This window comes from Nonomuraea sp. NPDC049714, assembly GCF_044465295.1.
Classification (GTDB): domain Bacteria; phylum Actinomycetota; class Actinomycetes; order Streptosporangiales; family Streptosporangiaceae; genus Nonomuraea.
In genome coordinates this window covers 595,883-617,692 of record NZ_JBITLM010000001.1, presented here as the reverse complement: position 1 = coordinate 617,692, position 21,810 = coordinate 595,883, and the positions used below count along the sequence as shown (strand labels likewise).

Here is a 21,810-nt window from a genome sequence, read left to right as displayed (position 1 = left end):
CTGGGCCCACCATCACCTGAGGAGGAGCGACCGATGCTGGTACTGCATGGCGGCACGATCATCGACGGAACGGGCGGCGACCCGGTGACGGGGTCGGGGCTGCGGCTCGACGGCGATCGGATCGCGGGCTTCGGCGCCGACGGCGGCACGGTCACCCTCGACGCCGACGGCTTGACCGTGCTGCCTGGACTGATCGACCTGCACTCCCACCTCGGCCTGGTCGACTTCGGCGAGGTGGGGACGCCGCCCGCGTTGCTCGCGGCGGCGGCCTTCGCCAACCTGGAGTTGTGCCTGGACGCCGGGTTCACCACGGTGCGCGAGCTCGGCGGGCTGGACGGTGGCATGGTGGGGGCGCTGCGGCAGGGGCTCGTCCGAGGGCCGCGCCTGCTGCCTTCCGGGCCGTTGCTGTGCCAGAGCGGCGGGCACGGCGACCTGGGGCCGTCGTTCCTGCCGCACAGCCACGACGTGCCCAGCATCCCCGGCCTGATCCAGCGCAGCCAGGTCTGCGACGGCCCCGACGAGGTGCGCAGGGCCGCGCGGATGGCGTTCCGGCACGGCGCGACGCAGCTCAAGATGTGCGTCTCCGGGGGAGTGGTGTCGCACAACGACGCGATGGAGGACACGCAGTTCAGCGTCGCCGAGATGCGGGCGGCGGTGGAGGAGGCGCGGGCCAGGGGAACGTACGTGACCGCGCACGCGCACAACGCCGCCGCCATCCGGATGGGGCTCGAAGCCGGGATCGAGTGTTTCGAGCACGCCACCTACCTCACGGAGGAGGTGGCGGCGCAGGTCGCCGCCGCGGGCGCCGCGCTGGACTTCACCGTCTCGATCTGCGAGCTGCTGCGCGAGCAGGCCCCCGAATGGGGAGTGCCGGAGACCGGGCTGCCCAAGCTGGAGGGCGCGGCGAAGGCCGCCGGAGAGTCGCTCCTGATGGCCCGCGAGCACGGCATTCTCGTCGGCTCCGGCTCCGACCTGCTGGGCAGGAGGCAGAACCGGCGCGGCCTGGAGATCGCCCACCGCGCGCGGCTCGTCGGCGCCATGGCGGCCATCGTCACCGCGACCGCGTCCAACGCCCGCATCCTCCGCCTCGATGACCAGATCGGCACACTGCAGGCGGGCAAGCGCGCGGACGTGATCGCGGTGAGCGGCGACCCGCTGGCCGAGCCGGAGCTCTTCGACGACCCCGCCCGGGTGGTGCTGGTGATCCAGGACGGCCGGATCGTCAAGGACACGCTCAACCTGGCCGGCAAGAGCCCCGTCGTCGGGTCGTGAAGCAAAAACCATAGACACTTACGGTAATCGTCAAGTTACAGTGTGTGACAAGCGGCCGTGCTCACGGCCCGACACGCACCGGAGATGCCCATGCGACGTATCATCCCCAAGGTCGCCGCGCTCGTAGCGATCGCGATGCTCGCCCTCGCCGCCCCCGCCCAGGCCCAGCGCGCCGCAGCCGCTACGGAGGCCTACTTCGAGTTCACCGACATCACCCGTTCGACGGCCGTCCTCAAGCTCACCGACCCCGCCAAGATCCAGCACGCCAGGGACCTGGTGAGCGGCGCCACCACCGACAGGCCCCACGTCCTGGGCAGGATCATCAAGCGCTCCGCCCCCTATAACCCCCGGTGGTCCTACCACTACAGCCCCGAGACGGTCGACTTCTTCGACGTGGCCATCGAGGTGTGCGACGCCACCATGCCCTACGTCGAAGACCACCTGGACGAGGCGGGCGGCGCCTTCCTGCCCGGCCTGGTGTGGTGCCCCTGGAGCTCGCGCCTGGTGCGCGAGGTCCCCGCACCGTAAGACGCTGACGTGAGCCCGGGCCAGTGTGTCCGGGCTCACACAGGACGCCTCGGCACGCTGAATTCGGGCAAGCGCGCGGACATGATCCGGTGGCTGAGCTGGAGTCCTTCGACGGCATCCCGAGTGGGTTGTGGTGATCCAGGGTGGCCAGATCGTCCAAGAGGCACTTCTGGAACTGGGCGGAATGGGGCTGATCGGTGGTCTCGTCGAGGATTTGATGGTTTGCTGTTAAGGCAGTTGCGAAGGGGTGTCAAGCGACGGGGTTTCGGGGCAACCGCAGGGGGCCTGACCCCGCTTCGCCATGGGCGCCCTGAGTAATGGCATGGTAACCGTACGCCACGTATGGCCGCGCTCGCGGCCCGAACACGCACGGGAGATGCAATGCGACGTATCACCTCCAAGATCGCCGCCCTCGCGGCGATGGCAATGCTCGCCTTGATCGCACCCGCCTTACCCGCCCAAGCCCAGCAGACAGCCGCTGCGGAGGCCTACTTCGAGTTCACCGACGTCACCGGTTCGACCGCTGTCTTCCAGCTCACCGACCCCGTCAAGATCCAGCACGCCAGAGACCTGGTGAACGGCACCACTACCGAGAGAGCCCAGGTCATGGGCACGATCGCCAAGACCACCGCTCCTTACAACCCGCAGTGGTCCTACCACTTCGTGCCCGAGACGGTCGACTTCTTCGACCTCGCCGTCGAGGTGTGCGACGCCACGATCCCCTACGTCGAAGAGCACCTGGACGAGGCAGGCGGCGCCTTCCTGCCCGACCTGCGGTGGTGCCCCTGGAGCTCACGCCTGGTGCGCGAGGTCCCCGCACCGTAGGACGTTGAGTGAGCCCGGGCCGGCGGTCCGCGGCCCGGGCTCCCGCGGTCTCGCTCGCTCAGGGAATCTCGACGGACAGGGTCCGGCCCCGGCGCAGCCGCGCGAGCCACGACAGCGACGACCTGCCCGGCCCGAGCCGGTAGACCTCCAGCAGCCAGTCGGCCAGCCTGTCCCGGTCGATGACGATCAGGTCCTGCTCGCGGGCCGTCTCAGCCGCCTGCGTGCTCAGGTAGTGGGAGATCACCAGCACCCCGCGATGCTCTCTGTACGGAGCGGCGCGCAGGGCCCCCACGAAGTCGCGCACGCCACCCGGCCCCAGCGGGCGGGTGTAGTACTTGCATTGCACCGCGTACGGCCTGCCGTCCGGCGCGACCCCCAGGACGTCGACACCCCGATCCCCGGCCCCGCCGACCACCCGCACCTTGCGGAACCCGTCGCGGCGCAGCAGTTCCGCCGTCAACTCCTCGAAGCGCCGGGGGTCGAGCCGATCCAGCCCGGCGCGCAGCAGTGCGTCCCGCCGGTAGCCCGCCCCCAGGCGGCGCACCACGACGACGGCCGCGACCAGCAGGGCGACCAGTGAGACCAGGGCGGCGGTCAAGGGCACCCACGACGATTTGAGGAAGTCGAGCACCCAGGGCAGTGCGAAGGCGGCTGCGATCGGCAGGGCGAGCCACCCCGGATGCACCTGCCCGCGGCGTCTCCTGCGGGTGGGACGTCCGCGTGCTGATGTCCGGCGCCTCGCCATCGCGACCTCCAGGAAGAAGGGAAGACACTCGCGAGTGTGAACGGCGGGACCGACAGAATCCACCGCCTCGCTGGCGGGACCTGTGTTCCGGCCCGAGTCAGCTGATCAGAGCGGGGTGGACGGCTTTCGGGCAGGTTCTGTGCGCCGGATGAAGGGCTGTGCTCGGGAGACGGCCTGCCGAGTGAACCGGGCCGGTGGTAGGGACCGATTCCTTTTTCGGAGATCCGCCGTCATATGGGCAAGAAATCTGACATCACGCCCGAACGGAGCACCACCCCATGCCCGCGACCACCTCCGACACGGTCATCTCCCGCGACGGCACCGAGATCGCCTTCGAGCGGCTCGGCGCCGGTCCCGCCGTCATCCTGGTCTCCTCGGCGCTCGCCGACCGGAAGGACACCGCCAAGCTCGCCACCCTGCTCGCCGCCCACTTCACCGTGATCAACTACGACAGGCGAGGGCGAGGAGCGAGTGGCGACAACTACGACAGGCGGGGGCGAGGGGCGAGTGGCGATGCCGCTGACAAGCGGGGCCCGAGCGGCGACGTCTACGACGGCCACGGGCGGACGGGGAGCGGCGACGCCGCTGACCTCGTCGTGGAACGCGAGGTCCAGGATCTCGCGGCGCTCATGGACCACGTCGGCGGCTCGGCGTCGCTGTTCGGCAGCTCATCCGGTGCGGTTCTCGCCCTCCGCGCCGCCGCTGCGGGGCTGAGCGTCGACCGGCTGGCCCTGTACGAGCCTCCGTTCGTGGTCAGCGGGGACGGCTTCGGACCGCCCGAGGACTTCGGCCGGCACATCGACGCGCTGCTCGCCCGGGGAAAGCGCGGTGAGGCGGTCAAGTACTTCATGACCCAGGCACAGGGCATGCCGGCGTTCGTGGTGGCGATGATGCGGCTGATGCCCGGCGTGTGGTCCGGCCTCACGAAGCTGGCGCACACGCTGCCGTACGACATCGCCGTCATGGGCGGCACCCAGCAGGGCAGGCCGCTGGAGGCGGCCGAGTGGGCGGGCGCCACCGCGCCCGCCCTGGTGCTGACCGGCGGTAAGAGCCCGGCGGGGTTCCACGACGCCGCGGGCGCTCGCCGAGGCGCTGCCCGGCGCCACGCACCGCACCCTGCCCGGACTCGACCACGGCGCCGTGATGATGGCGCCGAAGAAGCTCGCGCCCACGCTTATCGAGTTCCTCGGGCCCTGGCGCGCGTAGCGGCCCGGCCCGGCAACGACCGAGATGACGGGACGGCCCCGCCCCCTGATCGAGGCCCCGGCCGCCTGATCGGGGCCCGGCACCGGTCGGCGGCGTGCGTACCCGGATCAGGAGGTGGCGCGCGCTACCGCGATCACGCTGGAGCCGCGCTGCCCGGCCTCGTAGAACATGTACGCGACGCCGCGGTCGGTGCCGAACGCGGGAGCCGCGGACCGCGCCGAATCGGGAGCCCCGGTCAGCGGGGTGTGGAACACGCCGAGGTGCACCTCCCTGTCGAAGGAGTCGCCCACCTCGGTGAGGTACATCTTGCCGGAGCTGCCGTGATAGACCACGTATGTGGTGTTGTTGCGGCGTAACAGGTGAGGCCCGCTCAGGTCGGTCAGCCCGTCGCCGGCCGGGGAGACGAGCGGCTGGGGGTCGAACCGCCAGGTCCGCGCGTCGGCCGACCAGCCCCAGAAGATCTTGCGCGTGCCGCCCTGGTTGCCCATGAAGACCATCGCGTAGCGGGAGCCCAGCGCGGCGATCGAGTGGTCGAAGACCCGCGCGTAGGAGGCCTCGGAGATGCCGGGCACCATCGAGGTGTCGAGCACCACGCCGTGGTAGGTGAAGGTGATGCCGTCGGCGGACGTGGCCAGGCGGGTCGTGCTGTTCTCGCCGTGGAAGTACATGTACCAGCTCCGGCCGGCCGTGTGCCAGAGCACGTGCGGGGAGGAGACGTGGCTGACCTTGTAGTGGCCGGCCCAGGTCGAGCCGATGATCGGGTTGGCCGGGTACTCGGTGAACGGCCCGGCGAGCGAGTCGCCGTACGCCAGGCAGATGCCGCCGGGTCTGTCGTGCGGCGCGTAATAGAGGTAGTACCTGGCGCGTGCGCCGGACATGCGGTCGTAGGTGCCGCGCACGCAGGGGAAGATCAGCTCGCCGGTCGGGTTGTACCGCAGGGCCGCGGAGTTCAGCGGCCGGCCGAGGTAGGCATAGGAAGGGAAGCCCGCGGGGCCGGCGGCCAGCGCCGTCGCCGGGGCGGAGAGCGCGGTGAGGCCGGCCGCGGTGAAGGTGGTGCCGAGGGCGGCGCGGAGGACGGTGCGGCGGTCGAGGACCGGTTCGGACATGCTCTGCCCTTTCGTCGTCACACCGCGAAGGTGTGGCTGTGATCACAGAGCATCGATCAGCGAAAATCGCCCGTCAACCTGATAATACGAATTACCTCAGCGGGAACGTGCGCCCGGCGATCAGTCTCGCAAGCCGATGGCGCTCTCCCAGAACCAGTTCCAGCGGATCTCGTCCCGGAAGCGAGCCGCGCCCGCCTCGTACAGGACACCGATCGCGCCGTTGCCGATGAGGGTCATGTCGGAGTATCCGGCGTGGTCGCCGTCGATCCGCACGCCGGCCTCGCCGGCGGTGTCGTCGTGGTCACGCCAGGTCGTGCCCTCGTCGAAGGAGGAGCGTACGTTCATGCCCACGGGGTTGTTGCCGGTCTTCGGGGTCGCGGGAGCCGACAGCAGGATGCGGCTGTAGGGGCCGCCGTCCCAGCGCTGGCGGAGCAGCGCGGGGTGGGTGGGCGGCGCGGTGATGGCGGGGTCCGCCCGGAACTCGCCGTCGAAGGACTCGCCGCCGTCCGTGCTGACGCCCCGGGCCAGCCCGTGCACGGAGGTCTGGTCCGGCACCGCGCCGTTGCGTGCGATCACCAGGATGCCGCCGTCGGCCCGCTCGACCAGGGTCTGCTCGCCCAACTGCAGCACGGACTTGTCGTACGTCGCCGTCGCGCCGATCCGCCAGGTGCCGCCGTGGTCGTCGCTGTAGATCAGCCGTACGCTCTGCCGCGCGCCCACGGCGTAGTAGACCGGCACCACCAGGCGTCCCGCGTGCGGGCCGCGGGTCAGCTGGATCCCGTGCCCCGGCCCGGTGGCGAACCAGTCGCCGTCGCCCGCCGGCGCCTTGATGACGCCCGACAGGTTCTTCGGCGCCGACCAGGTGCGCCCGTCGTCATGGCTGACCTGGACCCACGGGGTGCGCGGGGTGGTCCGGGTCGCGGTCGGCTCGGACGTGGTGAACAGGAACACCGGCCCGGCCGAGTCCGCGACCAGGGTGGCGTTGCCCTGCAGGACCGCACCCTGGGTGCTGGCCAGGACCGTCCGGCTCGCCTGCCAGGTGACGCCGTCGTCGGTGGAGCGCCGCATGACGACGTCGAACGCGCCATGGTCGGCGCAGTTGTTCCGGTTACGCCGCTCGGCGAACGCGAGCAGCACGTCGTTGCCCGTCCTGACCACGGCGGGGAGCCTGAAGCAGGTCGTCACCCGCGCCCCGGTGCCCGGATCCGTCGTCGTGTACTGCTTCCACAGGGTCTGCCGGTGGAAGGTGTACGTGGGCGGCTCCGCCAGTGCGGGCGACGTGCTGACCGCCAGGACGACGACGAGCGCCGCCCCGAAAAGCCGTAATCCAGCCATGCGCGCTCCCTCGTCCCCGTCATGATGGCACCTAGATCTTTAGTTGGACATACGCGCGCCGACCCGCGCTCCGCGGGACCACGAACAGGTAGGCGTTCGCCCCGGTCGGGCGACGGCCTGGCCGGAGGGTTGGGCAAGGTCGCCATGGATCCGCCGGATCCCCGTCAGCGAGCGGTCGGTGTCGTCCTGCCGGATGCCAGCGCCGCCTGGACGATGCGGATCGCCTCCCCCGGGCCGAGGCCGACGCTGGCGATCACGGCCGCGTAGTCGGCGGCGGCCCGGCGCGCGCGTTCGAGCCCCTCCTCACCGGCGGCCGAGACGAACGAGCCCGCCCGTCCGCGCGTCTCGATCAACCCCGCCTCCTCCAGCTCCCGGTAGGCCCTGCCGACCGTGTTGACGGCAAGGCCGAGGTCGGCCGCGAGATGCCGGATCGTCGGCAGCCGGGCGCCCACGGCCAGCTCGCGGTCCTGGATCTGCCTGGCCAGCTGGGCGCGTAGCTGCTCGAACGGCGGAACGGGTGAGGCCGTGTCGATGACGATCATCGGGCGTCCATGGCCTGCCGGGCCACCGTCGCGATCGGCGGAGTCCTCGCGGGGACGAGGAAGAGCGCGACCAGCCACAGGACCATGAGGCCGAGCGCGGCGACGTTCCACCAGCCGGGCGCCGAGCCGAAAAGCAACACCATGGGCAGCACCCACGCCACCGTCGTCCTGTTGAGGTCGCGGGCGTCCTCGACGCGCATGACGACGTCCGCCATCAGCGATGTCTCGTCCTCGGCGACGATCGGGCGCAGCAGCACGTCGCGCAGCCGCAGGACGAGGCCCGCGGCGACTCCGGCCAGCCCGACCAGCGTGATGAAGGCCGCGTACCCGACGGTGAAGTCCCGGATGGTCAGGGCGCTCACCGCCAGCGCCGCCGCGCCGGTGAGGGTGGCGGCGGTGAAGAGGGCGTGCGGCAGGCCGAGCAGGGCTCGCCAGCCGGGCTGAACCGGATGGGCGGCCCGCCGGGACAGCGCCGCGCCGGCGCGCCGGTCGACACGCCGCACCCACCAGTTGCGACAGAGTCAAGCCGCCTACCGGAGGTAACTGGCGCCGTTGAGGTCGATGATCGTGCCGCTGGCCCATTCGGCCAGGGGAGAGGCGAGGTAGACGACCGCTGCGGCGATCTCCTCGGGCCGTGCCACCCGGCCGTACGGGCTCTGCGCCCGGATCGCCTCCCCGCGAGGCGGCTTGAGGTGCTCGTTGGTCATGTCCGTCGCCACGAAGCCCGGCGCCACCGTCCCCACCGCGATGCCGCGCGGGGCCAGCGCCACGGCCAGGGACTGGCCGAGCGCGTTGAGGCCGGCCTTGCTCGCGCCGTACGCCGGGCTGTCCGGCTCGCCGCGGAAGGCGCCGCGCGAGGACACGTTGATGATCCGTCCGCCGGACGGCATGTGCTGGAGCGCGCACCAGATGACGTTGGCGGCCCCGGTCAGGTTGACGTCGAGCGTCCGCCGCCAGGCCGCCTGCCACTCCTCGTAGGACAGCTCGGTCACCGGGTGGTGCAGGAAGACGCCGGCGTTGTTGACCAGCACGTCGATCCCGTTCAGGGCACTCGCCGCCGCGTCCACCATGCGCCGCACCTCGTCCGGGGCCGCCAGGTCGGCCCGCACGATGGCGTGCCCGGTGCCGGGGAGCTCGCCGAGCAGGCTCTCGGCCGGCTCGGGCGAGTCCCGGTGGTGGATCGCGACCCGGTCGCCCTCAGCGGCGAACGCGGTCGCGACCGCCCTGCCGATCCCTCTCGACGCCCCCGTCACCAGCACCGCACGTCCGCTCATGCGGGCACACTAGGGCACTACCAGCGGTCGTGCACCTGCGGACGGATCAGCTCGTCATAGACATCCTGTACGGCCTGCGTCGTCGACGCGGGAAGCGGCTCCAGCGCGGCGGCCGAGGCGTTGGCCTTGGCCTGGTCCGGGTTGCGGGCGCCGGGGATGACGACGGAGACGCCGGGCCGGTCGAGGATCCAGCGCAGCGCGAACTGCGCCATCGTCGCCCCCTCCGGCACCAGCGGCGCCAGGCGGCGGACCGCCTCCAGGCCGGTGGCGAAGTCCACGCCGGAGAAGGTCTCGCCGACGTCGAACGCCTCACCGTGCCGGTTGTAGGTGCGGTGGTCGTCGGGTGCGAACGTCGTCCGCTCGTCGTACCGGCCGGACAGCAGCCCGCTGGCCAGCGGGACGCGCGCGATGATGCCGACGCCCGCCTCGCGGGCGGCGGGCAGCACCCGCTCCAGCGGCTTGAGCCGGAAGGCGTTGAGGATGATCTGCACGGACGCGACGCCGGGGCGGGCGATGGCGGTCAGCGCCTCCTCGCAGGTCTCCACGCTGACGCCGTACGCGGCGATCTTCTCCTCGGCGACCAGGGTGTCGAGCGCGTCGAACACCGCGTCGGTCGAGTAGACGGCGGTGGGCGGGCAGTGCAGCTGGACCAGGTCGATGGTGTCGACGCCGAGGTTCTGGCGGGAGCGCTCGTTCCAGGCGCGGAAGTTCGCCATGACGTAGTTGTCCGGCAACTGCTCCACGCGGCGGCCCATCTTGGTGGCCACGGTGAGCTCCGGCCGTCCCTTGGCGAAGCGGCCGACGATCTGCTCGCTGCGGCCGTCGCCGTAGACGTCGGCGGTGTCGATGAACGTCACGCCCTCGTCTACCGCCGCCGACAGCGTGGCGACGGCGTCGTCCTCGCTCACGTCGCCCCAGTCGGCGCCGAGCTGCCAGGCGCCGAGTCCGACCACGCCGACCTGGCGTCCAGTGCGTCCCAATACGCGGTGTTCCATAGGCCGTAACTCTTCCACATGGCCGTGAACGCTCAACACGGCAAGGTGCAAGGTTCGGGAAAGCGGGATTGTCGGGAGGCGTCGGTAGGGTCCGCGCCATGGCTGACGCAGTGGCGCAGGAGACCGCGCCGACGACCCCCGGGACCGCGACGGTGTCCCACAGGCCCTGGCCGGAGCTGGTCAGGCTCGTCCGGGCGGGTGACACCCAAGGGACCGTCCGGCTCGTGGCCGGACTGGACGAGGCGGGGCGCAGGGCCGTCGCCGCCGAGCTGCCCGCGTACATCACGGCGCGGAGACGGATGATGGCCGGCTGGTGGGAGTGGCGGCGGGAGTTCTCGCCGCTGCTCATGGCCGGGGTCGGCTGCTTGGGCGGCGCCGCGGCGGTGACCGGCTGGCTGTTCCGGCGGGAGTTCAGGTGGCGGCAGGAGGATGCGCGTGACGCCCGATGGGTGCTGGAGCTGCTGCGGGACCGGCCCGAGCAGTGGCGGGCGGACGCGGCGAGCCGGATGGTCGTGGGGCTGCGCACGGATGACGCCCAGCAGTGGGACATCGTCGCCGCCCTGGTGCGGGAGACCGGGATCGAGCCGCCCGCCGGCGACCTGTTCGCGACCGGCTGGCTGCGCAGGCTCGATCCGGTCACGGCAGGCGCGGATCCGCTGTTCCCCCATCTCGCTCCGCGCCTGTTCGAGATCGACGGCCTCGCGGAGGCGTTCTCCGGACGGCAGAGCCGGGGCATCCACCGGCTGGTGGAGGACGGGCTGCTGAAGCGGGCCGACGTCATCGACGGCATCCTGGGGCGGCTCCTGCGCGACGGGCCGTCCGCGGTGGTGCCGCTCGCGGACCTGCACGATCGGCTCGGGCTCGGCCTGGAGGAGGTGACGCCGCGGGTCAGGGACTACGTCCGGCTGCTGCCGGTGGCTCCCGTCGCGGTGGCGAGCCTGGCGCTGGCCCAGGTCCAGCGGGTGGAGGCGGCGGGTCTGCTGGCGGACGAGCTGTTCGCGGAGGCGGTCGACGGGCTGGCGTTCCGGCCGGAGAAGAAGCTGCTGCGGGCCACCGTCACATGGATCGGGGAGGCCGTGGGCAGGGTGCCCGGCCGCGCCGACGCCGGGCTCGGCGCGCTGGCGGTGATCCTCGGGCAGGACGTGCTGGATCTCCAGGAGCGCGCGACCCGGCTGGCCGTACGGCTCGCCGCGCGGGCGGGCCGGCAGGGGCGCGAGGCGATCACCGAGGCGGCGGGCGGACTGCCCGCCGACCTGCGCGAGAAGATCTCCACGGCGTACGGCGAGCCGATCGCGGAGGAGGCGGCCGAGGCGCAACCCCTGGTGGCCAGGCCGGGCCCGGGGCTTCCGCCGCCGATCGCCTCGCCCGAGGAGCTCGCGCGGCAGGTCGCCGCCATCAGGTGGCCTCTGGGGGTGTACGAGTTCGAGCGCGTCCTCGCCGGCCTCGTCGAATGGGCGGACCGGGAGCCCCAGGAGCTCCGCGAGGCGCTGCGGCCGTGGGCGCGGCGGATCGACCCGGGGAGCCTCGGCTTCTACGGCCGGCAGTCCATGGAGCGGACGTACGAGCTGCTGCACCGGGTCGTCTACGCGTTCGCCGAGCCGGAGGAGAGCGCGAAGCTCTCGGGGCAGGTCGCCGCGAGCGACGTGCAGGTGGACGGGTCGGGGCCGCTCGACCGGCTGTTCCAGCGACGGGCACGGGAGCTCGTGGCGTGCTTCGAGTCGGGGGGCCGCTGTCCCGTCCTGCTGGCGGTGCCGACGTCGGGCACCGGGCAGGTCGATCCGGTCGTCCTGCTCGACCGGTTGGAGCGGCTGGAGGCCGCCGGGGTGGAGGCGCTGCCGGTCGATCTCGCGCAGGCGATGCTCCGGCTGCCCCGGGAGATCGCCCCGGCGGTGGTCGAGCGGGCCGGCACACTGACCTCGGACGCGGGGCGTGCCTGCGCCGCGTGGCTGCGGGGCGGGAGGCCGGCCGACCCCGACGTGACGTGCTGGGTGCACAGGCAGCGTGGCTATCAGGGGCACGATTTCGCGGAAGTCCGCGCCGAGCCGAGCCGGCCTCCGGCGGAGACGCCCGCCCCGCTCGGCGAGCTGTTCACGCCGGGCAGCGGGCACTCCTACTCCGTGGCGTGGTGGCCGCTGGTGCTGCCGTCGCACCGCGAGGTCGTGGCGGCGCACCTGCTGTCCTCTCTGCCGGCGTCCCTGGAGAGCAACGATCGCCAGGTCAGGGTGCTGGCCGACCTGGCGCACGGCGAAGGGCCGGTCGGTCCCGCGATGGCGTGGGCGCTCGCCTGCGGCATGGGCCACCGCAACGCGGCGGACCGGGCGGCGGCCGTCGACGCCCTGGTGACGCTCGCGGCCCGCGGCGAGGCGCCGGTCGCGGCGCTGGGCGAGGCGGTGGCGGAGCTGGTCGCGGCGGAGGTCGTCAAGCTCAGCCGGGTGATCTCCGCGCTGGACGAGGCGACCCAGTCCGGCGCCCACGCGGCGGTCTGGGCGGTGATCGCGGACCTGCTGCCCCGCCTGCTGCCCGCCGAGGGGGAGCGGCCCCGCAGTGGCCTGGCCGACCTGATGGCGGCCGGCGCGAGGGCGGCCAGGCTCGCCGGCACGCGCGGCGACCTCCCCGCGCTCGCGGCGGTGGCCGCGCGCAAGGGATCGAGCCGGCTCGCGCAGGAAGCGCGGAGGTTACGAGCCTTGCTCACCTAGGACGGGTGAGTCCGGCCCTGTTCCGCCGTGGCCGGAATAGGGCGCGGGAGGGCGCTGTTAAGGAGGCCAAGTTTAAAATTAAACTTCTTTGCGAAGGGAACGTCATGGAGATCGTCTTCATGTTCGTCATGGTAGGCCTCGTCGGCACCCTCCTCACCGGCGCCACGGCGGCCCTCGTGCTGACCGGCATCAGGGACCACCAGTGGCCGGTGCTCCGGCGCCGGCGGGTCGTCTACCGCGGCTTCGTGCCCCGCTGACCCCGGCGCCCCTACGCGGACTCGCGGATCACCAGCTCGGTGGGAAGTATCACCGGCTCCACCTGACCGGCGCCGTCGATGAGCGCCAGCAGCAGATCCATCGTCCGATTGGCCATCTCCGCCAGCGGCTGCCTGATCGTGGTCAGCGGCGGAAGGGTGGAGGTGGCCACCGAGGAGTCGTCGAAACCGCCCACCGCCACGTCGCCCGGCACCGAGCGGCCCGCGGCGCGCAGCGCGGTCAGCGCGCCGGCGGCCATCAGGTCGGAGGCGACGAACACCGCGTCGAGGTCCGGGGAGCGCTCCAGCAGCTCGGCCATGGCGCGCTCGCCGCTGGCCTGGGTCCAGTCGCCGTGCGCGATGAGCTTGCTGGACGCCTTGCGGCGCAGCACGTCGGCGAAGCCTTCGAGCCGCTGGATGCCGCCCGGCGTGTCCATCGGCCCGGTGATCATGGCGATGCGGCGGCGGCCCTGGCTCACCAGGTATTCGGTCATCTGCCGGGCGCCGAGCCGATCGTCGGCGCCCGCGTACGGGATCACGCTCTCGCGGCCGATGACGGCGCCGCAGGAGACCGCGGGGGTGACGGAGCCGAGCGCGCTGACCAGCGGGTCGCCCGCGTGGGTGGAGACGAGCAGGACCCCGTCGGCGTGGCCGCCGCGCACGTAGCGCACCACGCGTTCGCGGTCGCCCTCGTCGCCCGCCAGCATCATCACCAGGGACAGGTCGCGCTCGGCGAGCCGGCGGATGGCGACCCTGATCAGGGTGCTGTAGTTGGGGTCCTCGAAGAGCTTCTCGTGCGGCTCCGACAGCACCATGACGATCGAGCCGGTCCGCTGGGTGACCAGGCTGCGGGCGGCGCGGTTGACGACGTAGCCGGTCTCCGAGATCGCCCGTTCGATGGCGACGCGGGCCGCGGGGCTGACGTAGCGGTCGCCGTTGAGCAGCCGGGACACCGTGCCGCGGGAGACTCCCGCGGCGGCGGCGACGTCATGGATCGTGGGGCGTTTCATTTCACGGCTCCGGAGGACAGGTCGGTCCTCCAGTATCGCTGCATGGTGAGGAACAGTGCGATCAGCGGGATGATCGAGAGCAGTGTCCCGGTGAGGATCAGGTTGTACAGCGACGGCTGGTTGGCCCCGGCGGCGAGCAGCGTGTAGAGCCCGACCGTGAGCGGGAACTTGCCGTCGTCGCCCAGCATGATGAACGGCAGCAGGAAGTTGTTCCAGATGGCCACGAACTGGAACAGGAAGATCGTCACCAGCCCCGGCACCATCAGCGGCAGCGCCACCCGCGCCAGCAGTCGCCCCTCGCTCGCCCCGTCGATCCGGCCGGCCTCCAGCAGCGAGTCCGGGATGGCGGCGGTGGCGTAGATCCGGGCCAGGTAGATGCTGTACGGATGCAGGATCTGCGGCAGCAGGACCGCCCAGTAGGTGTCGGCCAGGCCGATCTCGGAGAACAGCAGATACTGCGGGATGGCCAGCACCACGGCGGGCACCAGGATGCCGCCGATGAGCAGGTTGAAGATCAGCGTACGGCCCGGGAAACGGTACTTGGCCAGCGCGTACCCCGAGATCGCCGAGACCGCGGTGGACAGCAGCGCGCCGCCGCCCGCGTACACCAGCGTGTTCCCCAGCCACAGCCAGAACACCCCGTCGCGGTAGGCGAACAGCTCCGTCACGTTGCCCAGGAAGCCGGTGCCGAACGCCAGCGTGGGCGTGGTGAACAGCTCGCCCGGCGACTTGGTCGAGGCGATCAGCACCCAGCCCACCGGGAACAGGCAGTAGAGCGCCCCCAGCAGGAGCAGCGCCGTGGGCACGAGCCCCGCGCCCCGGCGTGCCCGACTGCCGGCGCCCCGGCGTGCTCGACTGCCGGCGCCCCGGTGTTGTGCGATGGCGGCCATCAGCCCTCCCCGAAGGCGCGGTCGCGGACCACGCGCAGGAAACCGAACGACAGGACGAGCGAGATCGCCGCGATGAGGATCGAGGTGGCGGCGGCCGAGTACAGGTCGCCGGTGACGAAGGCGTCGCGGTAGACCTTCATCAGCGGGCTCCACGTCGAGCTGATCGTGTTGCTGAACGGCCGCAGCGCGGTCGGCTCGGTGAACACCTGGATCGTCGCGATGATCGAGAAGACGGTCGTCAGGATGATCGCCGGCACCAGGATCGGGATCTTGATGCGTAGCGCGATCTGCAGTTCCGAGGCCCCGTCCAGCCGCGCGGCCTCGTAGTAGTCGCGCGGGATCGCCCGCAGCGTGGTGTAGAGCACCAGCATGTTGAACCCGGTCCCGCCCCACACCGCCACGTTCGCCATCGAGTACGTGACCGTGGTCGCGCCGAGCAGGTCCACGTCCAGGACCGCCCGGATCGGGCTGAGCGAGGGAAGGTACAGGAACCCCCACATCAGCGACGCGGCCACACCCGGCACCGCGTACGGCAGGAAGATGGCGATCCGGCTGAACCGGGCCAGCCGCACCCGCGCCGAGTCCAGCAGCAGCGCGAACAGCAGAGCCAGGCCCAGCATCACGACCAGCACCAGCGCGCCGTACCCGAGCACCCGCAGCCACCCGGCCCACAACTCGCCGTCGGTCACGGCGGCGGCGAAGTTGTCGAAGCCGACGAACACCTCACGCCGCGCCCCCGCGCCCAGGCCCAGCCCGGACACCTGGGTGCGGCGCATCGCCAGATAGACCGTGTAGCCGATGGGCAGCGCCAGGAACAGCACGAACAGGACCAGGGCAGGGGTGAGGATGACGTACGGGGCGAACGGGACGCGCCTCTTGGGGGTGGGCGTCATGACGCGAGCGTGAACCCGGACTTGCGCATGTCGGCGACGGTGGCCTCGTGCATGGCCCCGACCGCGTCCGAGAACGACGTCCCGTCCTGCAGCGCCTTGTCGAAGCCGTCCTTGAAGGCGTTGTACGTGACGCTCACGTTCGGGCCGAAGGTGAAGCCGCGCGCCCCGGCCGAGACGGTCGCCGCCTGCTGCCAGAAGTCGGGCTGGTTGGCGAAGTACTCGGGCGCCGTGCCGAGCGCCGACTGCGCCTTGGCGGCGGCCGGGTAGATCGCCGCCTCCTTCACCAGCAGGTCGAGCGCCTTCGCGTCGGTGTTGAGCCAGGTGGCGAACCGGGCGGCGGCGGCCTTGTGCGGCGTCTTGGCGGCGACCGCCACCGAGGAGCCGCCCCAGAAGCCGCTGAGGCTCTCACCGGCGTTCCACTGGGGGAGCGGGGCGACGGCCCACTTGCCCTTGGCCTTGGGCGCGTTGCTCGACAGCACGCCCGGCGCCCACACGGCGGACGGCCAGGTCAGCAGCTTGCCGTCGTTGAGCGCCTTGTTCCACTCGGGGGTGAAGAACGGCGTGTCGTCGATGGCGCCCTCCTTCACCAGGCCGCCCCAGAAGTCGGCGACCTTCCTGGTGGGCTCGTCGGCGATGTTCACCTTCCAGGATTCGCCGCTGATCGACCACCACTGCGCGCCGGCCTGCTGGGCCAGCCCGGTGAAGGCGCCGGGGTCCTTGCTGGAGAAGGTGCCCAGGTGCGCCTTGGGATCCTTCTTCCTCAGGGCACGGGCGGCGTCGCCGTACTCCTGCCAGGTCTTCGGCACCTCCAGGCCGTACTTGTCGAACAGGTCCTGGCGGTAGAAGAGCATCATCGGGCCGCTGTCCTGCGGCACCGCGTAGACCGCGTCGGTGCCGAGCGTGACCAGCCCCCAGACGCCCTCGCCGAACTCGCCCTTGATCGCCGCGGTCTCCGCCTTGAGGTCGGCCACGGCGCCGGCGGCGATGAACGACGGCAGGTGCTGGTACTCCGCCTGGACCAGGTCGGGCGGGTTGCCCGCCTTGGCCGCGGTGAGGAACTTGGCCGCCGCGTCGTCGCCGCCCGCCTGCTTGCTGACGGTGACCTGGATGTCGGGGTGGTCCTTGTTCCAGACCGCGACGATCTTGTCCATGTTCGGGGCCCAGGTCCAGTAGGTGAGCTTGACCGGTCCCTGCGGGGCCGCCGGGCTCTGCGACGCCGCCTCGGAACCACCGGCGGGCTCGCTGGAGCCGCACCCGCCGATCGTCAGGGTGGCCGTGAGCGTGGCGGCCAGGACGGCTCCGAGGCGTGTGGCACGCATGCATACCTCCAGAAGTCTCTGTGAACGTGCACAGAGTGGAACAGTGCCGCATCTCCGGTCAATGGTCGTTACGTTCTCGTTAACCCGGGGAAATTCGCCCGGATGTTCTCAGTCGAGGCGTGGGACGCTACTGTGCACGTTCACAGAGTTTTCTCAAGGGGGATGGATGTACCCGGAGCGTCCGGCCGGTATCGCCTTCGGCGGGGATTACAGCCCTGAACAGTGGCCACGCGAGGTGCACGAGGAGGACGTGGCGCTGATGCGCGAGGCCGGGGTCAGCCTGGTCAGCCTCGGCATGTTCACCTGGGCGCTGATGGAGCCGGAGCCGGGCCGCTACGAGTTCGGCTGGCTGGACGACGTCATCGACCGGCTGCACGCCGCCGGCGTCTCGGTGAACCTCGCCACTCCCACCGCCGCGCCGCCCGCCTGGTTCGTCGCCGAGCACCCCGACGCGTTGCCGGTGACCAGGGACGGCACCCGCATCGGCTTCGGCGGCAGGCAGAGCGCCTGCTCCAGCGCGCCGGCCTTCCGCGCCGCCACCGCCGCCCTGGTGCGCGCGCTCGCCGAGCACTACCGCGGCCATCCCGCCGTGGTCATGTGGCACGTGCACAACGAGTACGGGGCGCCGCTCGGCGAGTGCTACTGCGAGCACAGCGTGCGGGCCTGGCGCGACTGGCTGCGCCACACCTACCTGGATCTGGCCACGCTCAACGACGCCTGGGGCACCGCCTTCTGGGGACAGCGCTACACCGACTGGTCGCAGATCGACGCCCCCCGGTTCAACCACACCGCGGTCAACCCCGCCCAGCGGCTCGACTACGCCCGCTTTAGCGACGGCCAGCACCGCGAGCACTACATCCTCCAGCGCGACCTGCTCAAGGAGATCACCCCCGGTCTGCCGGTGACGACCAACTTCGCCGGGACGGTCAACTGCAAGTCCACGGACCTGTGGCAGTGGGCCCGAGAGCTCGACGTCGTCGCCAACGACCATTACCTGCGGGCCGAGCAGCCGGACAACCACATCGACCTGGCCATGTCCGCCGACCTGGCCCGCTCGGTGGCGGGCGGCAAGCCGTGGATGCTCATGGAGCACTCGGCCGGCGCGGTCAACTGGCAGCCGCGCAATCTCGCCAAGCGGCCCGGCGAGATGCGCCGCAACAGCCTCGCGCACGTCGCCCGCGGCTCGGACAGCGTGCTGTTCTTCCAGTTCAGGGCATCGCGGTACGGCGCGGAGAAGTTCCACTCCGGGATGGTGCCGCATGCCGGCACCGGGTCACGGCAGTGGCACGAGGTGCTGGAACTGGGGGCCGACCTGCGCAGGCTCGCCGGCGTCCGGGGCAGCGAGGTGACGGCGGACGTGGCGATCGTGTGGGACTGGGAGTCCTACTGGGCGCTGGAGCTGGACTGGCGGCCGTCGGTGGACCTGACGTTCCGGGAGCGGGTGGACGCCTTCTACGAGGCGCTGTGGCGGGAGCACGTCACCGTGGATTTCGTACACCCTTCCGCCGTTATTTCGGGATATCGGGTGGTCGTCGCGCCGAGTGCCTACCTGCTGACCGACGCCGCCGCCAAGAACCTGCACCGGTACGTCGAAGCGGGCGGGCACCTGCTGGTGTCGTACTTCTCCGGGATCGTGGACGAGCACGACGCCATCCATCCCGGCGCCCACCCCGGCGCACTGCGCGAGCTGCTCGGCCTGTCCATCGAGGAGTTCCACCCGCTGCGCGAGCACGAGACGGTGACGACCACCGCCTCCGAGGGCCGGATCTGGTCCGAGCGGATCCACCTGGCGGGCGCGCGGGCCGTGCAGTGCTTCACCGGCGGCCCCGACGCCGGGCACCCCGCCGTCACCCGCCACGACCTGGGCGGCGGCGCCGCCTGGTACCTCGCCACGGCCCCGGTCACCGGCCTGCGCGAGCTGCTGTGCGAGGTGCTCGACCGCGCGGGAGCGACCCGGCCGCGCGACCTGCCAGACACCCTGGAGCTGGTACGGCGCGGCCGTCACCTGTTCCTGATCAACCACGGCGACGAGCCGGTCACGGTGGAGGGCGTGACCGGCACCGGAGTGCTGGACGACGCACGCCACGAGGGGACGGTCACCGTCGCGGCCGGTGGCGTCGCGGTCATCCTGGAAGAGCACCCATGACCTTCGCCGCCGGTAAGCCCCCGGTAAGCCCCCGGTCGCCCCCGGTAAGCCCCCGGTCGTCCCTGGGAAGGCTCGGGACAGCTAATCCTTCGCGGGACCGTACAGCTCCTCCAGGCACTCGCGCGCGAGCTGGAGCTCCTCGTGCACCTCGACGACCAGCACGGGGACGGTGGCGCCGGGCGCGCTGACCGGCCCGTCGTCGTCGCGGTTCCCCTGGACGGGCGGCTCGACGCCGAGCAGCCGCAGGCGGCGGCAGATCGCCTCGCGCACCTCCGGCTGGTCCCAGCCGATCTCGCCGGTGAAGACCAGCGCGTCGATCCGGCCGAGCGAGGTGGCGACGGCGGCGATCTCCCGGCTCACCCGATGGCAGAACACGGCCAGCGCCAGCGCCGCCCGCTCGTCGCCGTCCCGTTCGGCGGCGACCAGGTCGCGGGTGTCGCCCGAGCGCCCGCCCGACAGGCCGAGCAGCCCCGAGCCACGTTCGAGGCCCTCGCGCAGCTCCTCCCGCGTCAGCCGGCCCTCCTCCAGCAGCCACAGCAGCATGCCGGGGTCCACCCCGCCCGACCGCTTGCTCATCGGCACGCCGTCCAGCGGGGTGAAGCCCATCGAGGTGTCCAGGCTGCGCCCGCCCGACACCGCGCACACCGACGAGCCGCCGCCCAGGTGCGCGAGCACGAGCTCCAGCTCGGCGGCGGGGCGGCCGAGCAGCTCCGCGGCCCGATCCAGCGCCCAGGCGTAGGACAGGCCGTGGAAGCCGTAGCGGCGCAGGCCCCACTTCTCGCGCCAGGGGCCGGGCAGCGCGTAGACGGCGGCGGCGTCCGGCAGGCCGGCGTGGAAGGCGGTGTCGGGGCAGAGCACGTGCGGGACCGCGGGCAGCAGCTCGCGGGCCGCCTCCAGCAGCGCCAGCGCGGGTGGCAGGTGCAGCGGCGCGAGGTCGGTGACGCCGCGCAGCGCCCGTACGACGGCGTCGTCGGCGACCGCCGGGGCGCGGACGAGGTCGCCGCCGTGCACCAGCCGGTGCGCGACGGCCGCCACGTCGCGGTCCAGGTGGCGGCCGAGGAACTCCGACAGCTCGGCACGGGCCGCGGCCGGGTCCATGGCCCGCTCGGCGTGCGCGCTGTCGACCACGCTGCCGCCGTCCACCAGATCAAGGCGCAGGCTGGACGAGCCGGCGTTGACCGTGAGCACCGCCGTCGACTCGCCTGCCGCCCACTCCTGACCCATCTCACCCCTTGTGCCGTTTGTCGCCATTCCCGCGATACCCGTCAGAGATGTGGCGACACGTTCACCCGCTGACGTCTTTACAGGGTGCGCCGGAGGTACATGATGGGGACGCGGACGGTGCCGGAAGGGGCGCGATGATCGAGTTCGGCTATGCCAGGACCCCCTACGGGCAGATCCACTACGCCGAGTGCGGCAGCGGGGACCCCGTTCTGCTGCTGCACCAGACGCCCCGGTCGTGGGACGAGTACCGCGAGGTGCTGCCGCTGCTGGGCGGCTCGCGCCGGGTGGTCGCGATGGACACGCTCGGCTTCGGGGCCTCGGCGGCGCCCGCCGCGCACACCATCGAGGACTACGCGCAGGGCGTGCTCGCCCTGATGGACGCGCTGGGCCTGGACTCCGCCGCGGTCGCCGGCCACCACACCGGCGGCGTGATCGCGATCGAGGTCGCGGCCCGCGCCCCGGAGCGGGTCACCCGGCTGGTGCTGTCGTCCACGCCGATGGTCGACGCCGCGTCCAGGGAGCGGCGGCGGCGCGGCGGCCGGCCGGTCGACAACGCCACCGAGCGGGAGGACGGCGCGCACCTGACCGAGCTGTGGGCGAGCCGGGCCGCCTTCTACCCGCCCGGCCGTCCCGACCTGCTGGCCCGTTACGTGCGCGACGCGCTCACCGTCTGGCCGGGCGTCGGGCTCGGCCACCAGGCGGTCGGCGCCTACCTGATGGAGGAGCGCCTCGGCCTGATCCGCTGCCCGGTGCTCTGCGTCGGCGCCACGGGCGACCCGTTCGGCTTCCCCGAGCTGCACCGGCTGGCCGTCCCGCTGAACGCGGCCACCGCCGTCATCGAGGGCGGCATGATCCCGCTGGAGCTGCGGGCCGACGAGTTCGCCCGGGTGGTGGCGGCGTTCCTGGACCGGCCGGGCCGCCCGGATCACCGTGCTCAGCAAGCGGATCACAAGTTTTGATCTCCGTCGCCAAGGAAGTGGTAGTGCCTGGGTGACGATGGTGGGAGGTGTTGGACGTGGAGCAGGTGCCGGAGTCGGACAGGGAGACGAGCAAGGAACGCGCCGACCGTAACTTCACCGAGCTGCTGCAGGGCGCCAGGGTGGCGGTGACCGGGGTCCAGGTGCTGTTCGCCTTCCTGCTGACCGTGCCCTTCTCCCAGGAGTTCGTGAAGCTGCGCGAGTTCGACCGATGGCTGTTCTACGTGGCCCTGGTGAGCGCCGCGATCGCGTCCATCTGCTACATCGCCCCCGCGAACCAGCACCGGATGCTGTTCAGGCAGGGGCTGAAGGAGAAGCTGGTCCGCCGCTCCAACTACTACGGCATCGCCGGCGCGCTGGCGCTGGGCCTGTCGATGACGGCGGCCACCATGCTCGTGGTCGACTTCCTGTTCCACTCCACGCTGGCGCTGGTCACCGCCGGTGGGCTCGCCCTGCTGGTGGTGTGGGCCTGGTTCGGCCAGCCGGCGATCAACCGCCTCAGCCGCTCCGACGACGTGCCCACGCGGGAGCAGGAGGAAGGCCGGCGAGGAGACCCCCACAGGACGGAGTGAG

General features: G+C 71.9%; 20 protein-coding genes. 8 read left to right on the top strand and 12 right to left on the bottom strand.

The window, feature by feature from the left end; all coding sequences use genetic code 11:
- Nucleotides 1-33: 33 nt before the first annotated feature.
- The 3 genes from ACIBQX_RS03015 to ACIBQX_RS03005 all read left to right on the top strand — a co-directional run bounded on the left by ACIBQX_RS03015 (nt 34) and on the right by ACIBQX_RS03005 (nt 2,625).
- A complete protein-coding gene (locus ACIBQX_RS03015) occupies nt 34-1,272 on the top strand; it encodes an amidohydrolase family protein (protein ID WP_396999971.1) in 1,239 nt (412 codons plus the stop codon).
- Between the two features lie 90 nt (nt 1,273-1,362).
- Entirely contained in the window at nt 1,363-1,800 is a 438-nt protein-coding gene (locus ACIBQX_RS03010; protein WP_396999969.1) for a calmodulin-binding protein, read from the top strand.
- A 381-nt stretch (nt 1,801-2,181) separates the two neighbouring features.
- Nucleotides 2,182-2,625, top strand: a complete 444-nt coding sequence (locus tag ACIBQX_RS03005) for a calmodulin-binding protein (RefSeq protein ID WP_396999967.1) — start codon at nt 2,182-2,184, stop codon at nt 2,623-2,625.
- A 58-nt stretch (nt 2,626-2,683) separates the two neighbouring features.
- Here the strand turns inward: ACIBQX_RS03005 and ACIBQX_RS03000 are convergent, their stop codons facing one another.
- The 7 genes from ACIBQX_RS03000 to ACIBQX_RS02970 form a co-directional block, all read right to left on the bottom strand.
- Nucleotides 2,684-3,310, bottom strand: a complete 627-nt coding sequence (locus ACIBQX_RS03000) for a restriction endonuclease (protein WP_396999965.1) — start codon at nt 3,308-3,310, stop codon at nt 2,684-2,686.
- 1,373 nt (nt 3,311-4,683) lie between these two features.
- Nucleotides 4,684-5,682 (bottom strand): hypothetical protein, encoded by a 999-nt coding sequence (locus ACIBQX_RS02995; RefSeq protein WP_396999963.1) that lies wholly within the window; start codon nt 5,680-5,682, stop codon nt 4,684-4,686.
- Between the two features lie 120 nt (nt 5,683-5,802).
- Nucleotides 5,803-7,017 carry an exo-alpha-sialidase gene (locus tag ACIBQX_RS02990; protein ID WP_396999961.1) on the bottom strand — a complete coding sequence of 405 codons (1,215 nt, stop codon included), beginning with the start codon at nt 7,015-7,017 and terminating at the stop codon, nt 5,803-5,805.
- Nucleotides 7,018-7,181: 164 nt separating this feature from the next.
- Nucleotides 7,182-7,559 carry a GntR family transcriptional regulator gene (locus ACIBQX_RS02985; RefSeq protein WP_396999959.1) on the bottom strand — a complete coding sequence of 126 codons (378 nt, stop codon included), beginning with the start codon at nt 7,557-7,559 and terminating at the stop codon, nt 7,182-7,184.
- On the bottom strand, nt 7,556-8,062 hold the full coding sequence (locus tag ACIBQX_RS02980) for a hypothetical protein (protein WP_396999957.1): 507 nt from the start codon (nt 8,060-8,062) through the stop codon (nt 7,556-7,558). The genes ACIBQX_RS02985 and ACIBQX_RS02980 overlap by 4 nt, the downstream gene beginning before the upstream one ends.
- Nucleotides 8,063-8,089: 27 nt before the next feature.
- Nucleotides 8,090-8,833, bottom strand: a complete 744-nt coding sequence (locus ACIBQX_RS02975; RefSeq protein ID WP_396999955.1) for an SDR family NAD(P)-dependent oxidoreductase — start codon at nt 8,831-8,833, stop codon at nt 8,090-8,092.
- Nucleotides 8,834-8,850: 17 nt separating this feature from the next.
- Entirely contained in the window at nt 8,851-9,828 is a 978-nt protein-coding gene (locus ACIBQX_RS02970) for an aldo/keto reductase (protein ID WP_396999953.1), read from the bottom strand.
- A 98-nt stretch (nt 9,829-9,926) separates the two neighbouring features.
- Between ACIBQX_RS02970 and ACIBQX_RS02965 the strand changes: the two genes are divergently transcribed.
- Both ACIBQX_RS02965 and ACIBQX_RS02960 read left to right on the top strand, forming a co-directional pair.
- Nucleotides 9,927-12,524, top strand: coding sequence for a DUF6493 family protein (locus ACIBQX_RS02965; protein WP_396999951.1), 2,598 nt, complete (start codon nt 9,927-9,929; stop codon nt 12,522-12,524).
- 104 nt (nt 12,525-12,628) lie between these two features.
- Nucleotides 12,629-12,781 (top strand): hypothetical protein, encoded by a 153-nt coding sequence (locus tag ACIBQX_RS02960; RefSeq protein ID WP_396999949.1) that lies wholly within the window; start codon nt 12,629-12,631, stop codon nt 12,779-12,781.
- 11 nt (nt 12,782-12,792) lie between these two features.
- Here ACIBQX_RS02960 and ACIBQX_RS02955 read toward each other — a convergent pair whose 3' ends face one another.
- Genes ACIBQX_RS02955 through ACIBQX_RS02940 form a run of 4 tightly spaced genes read right to left on the bottom strand, consistent with a single transcriptional unit; the run spans nt 12,793 to nt 16,890 of the window.
- The gene (locus ACIBQX_RS02955; protein WP_396999947.1) at nt 12,793-13,788 is read right to left on the bottom strand and encodes a LacI family DNA-binding transcriptional regulator; all 996 of its coding nucleotides are present in this window, start codon (nt 13,786-13,788) and stop codon (nt 12,793-12,795) included.
- On the bottom strand, nt 13,785-14,678 hold the full coding sequence (locus ACIBQX_RS02950) for a carbohydrate ABC transporter permease (protein WP_396999945.1): 894 nt from the start codon (nt 14,676-14,678) through the stop codon (nt 13,785-13,787). The genes ACIBQX_RS02955 and ACIBQX_RS02950 overlap by 4 nt, the downstream gene beginning before the upstream one ends.
- Nucleotides 14,678-15,571: a carbohydrate ABC transporter permease gene (locus ACIBQX_RS02945; protein WP_396999943.1), complete on the bottom strand. Its 894-nt coding sequence runs from the start codon at nt 15,569-15,571 to the stop codon at nt 14,678-14,680. Before ACIBQX_RS02945 ends, ACIBQX_RS02950 begins: the two co-directional genes overlap by 1 nt.
- Nucleotides 15,568-16,890: an ABC transporter substrate-binding protein gene (locus tag ACIBQX_RS02940; RefSeq protein WP_396999941.1), complete on the bottom strand. Its 1,323-nt coding sequence runs from the start codon at nt 16,888-16,890 to the stop codon at nt 15,568-15,570. Before ACIBQX_RS02940 ends, ACIBQX_RS02945 begins: the two co-directional genes overlap by 4 nt.
- Before the next feature lie 166 nt (nt 16,891-17,056).
- On the opposite strand from ACIBQX_RS02940, the gene ACIBQX_RS02935 reads away from it, so the two are divergent.
- Nucleotides 17,057-19,036, top strand: coding sequence for a beta-galactosidase (locus ACIBQX_RS02935; protein ID WP_396999939.1), 1,980 nt, complete (start codon nt 17,057-17,059; stop codon nt 19,034-19,036).
- Nucleotides 19,037-19,117: 81 nt separating this feature from the next.
- On the opposite strand, the gene ACIBQX_RS02930 is transcribed toward ACIBQX_RS02935, so the two are convergent.
- Nucleotides 19,118-20,260 carry an acetate/propionate family kinase gene (locus ACIBQX_RS02930; RefSeq protein WP_396999937.1) on the bottom strand — a complete coding sequence of 381 codons (1,143 nt, stop codon included), beginning with the start codon at nt 20,258-20,260 and terminating at the stop codon, nt 19,118-19,120.
- Between the two features lie 134 nt (nt 20,261-20,394).
- On the opposite strand from ACIBQX_RS02930, the gene ACIBQX_RS02925 reads away from it, so the two are divergent.
- Together ACIBQX_RS02925 and ACIBQX_RS02920 are read left to right on the top strand one after the other, a co-directional pair.
- Nucleotides 20,395-21,219 (top strand): alpha/beta fold hydrolase, encoded by an 825-nt coding sequence (locus ACIBQX_RS02925; RefSeq protein WP_396999935.1) that lies wholly within the window; start codon nt 20,395-20,397, stop codon nt 21,217-21,219.
- Nucleotides 21,220-21,266: 47 nt separating this feature from the next.
- Nucleotides 21,267-21,809: a DUF6328 family protein gene (locus ACIBQX_RS02920; protein ID WP_396999933.1), complete on the top strand. Its 543-nt coding sequence runs from the start codon at nt 21,267-21,269 to the stop codon at nt 21,807-21,809.
- The last annotated feature ends 1 nt before the right edge of the window (nt 21,810 follow it).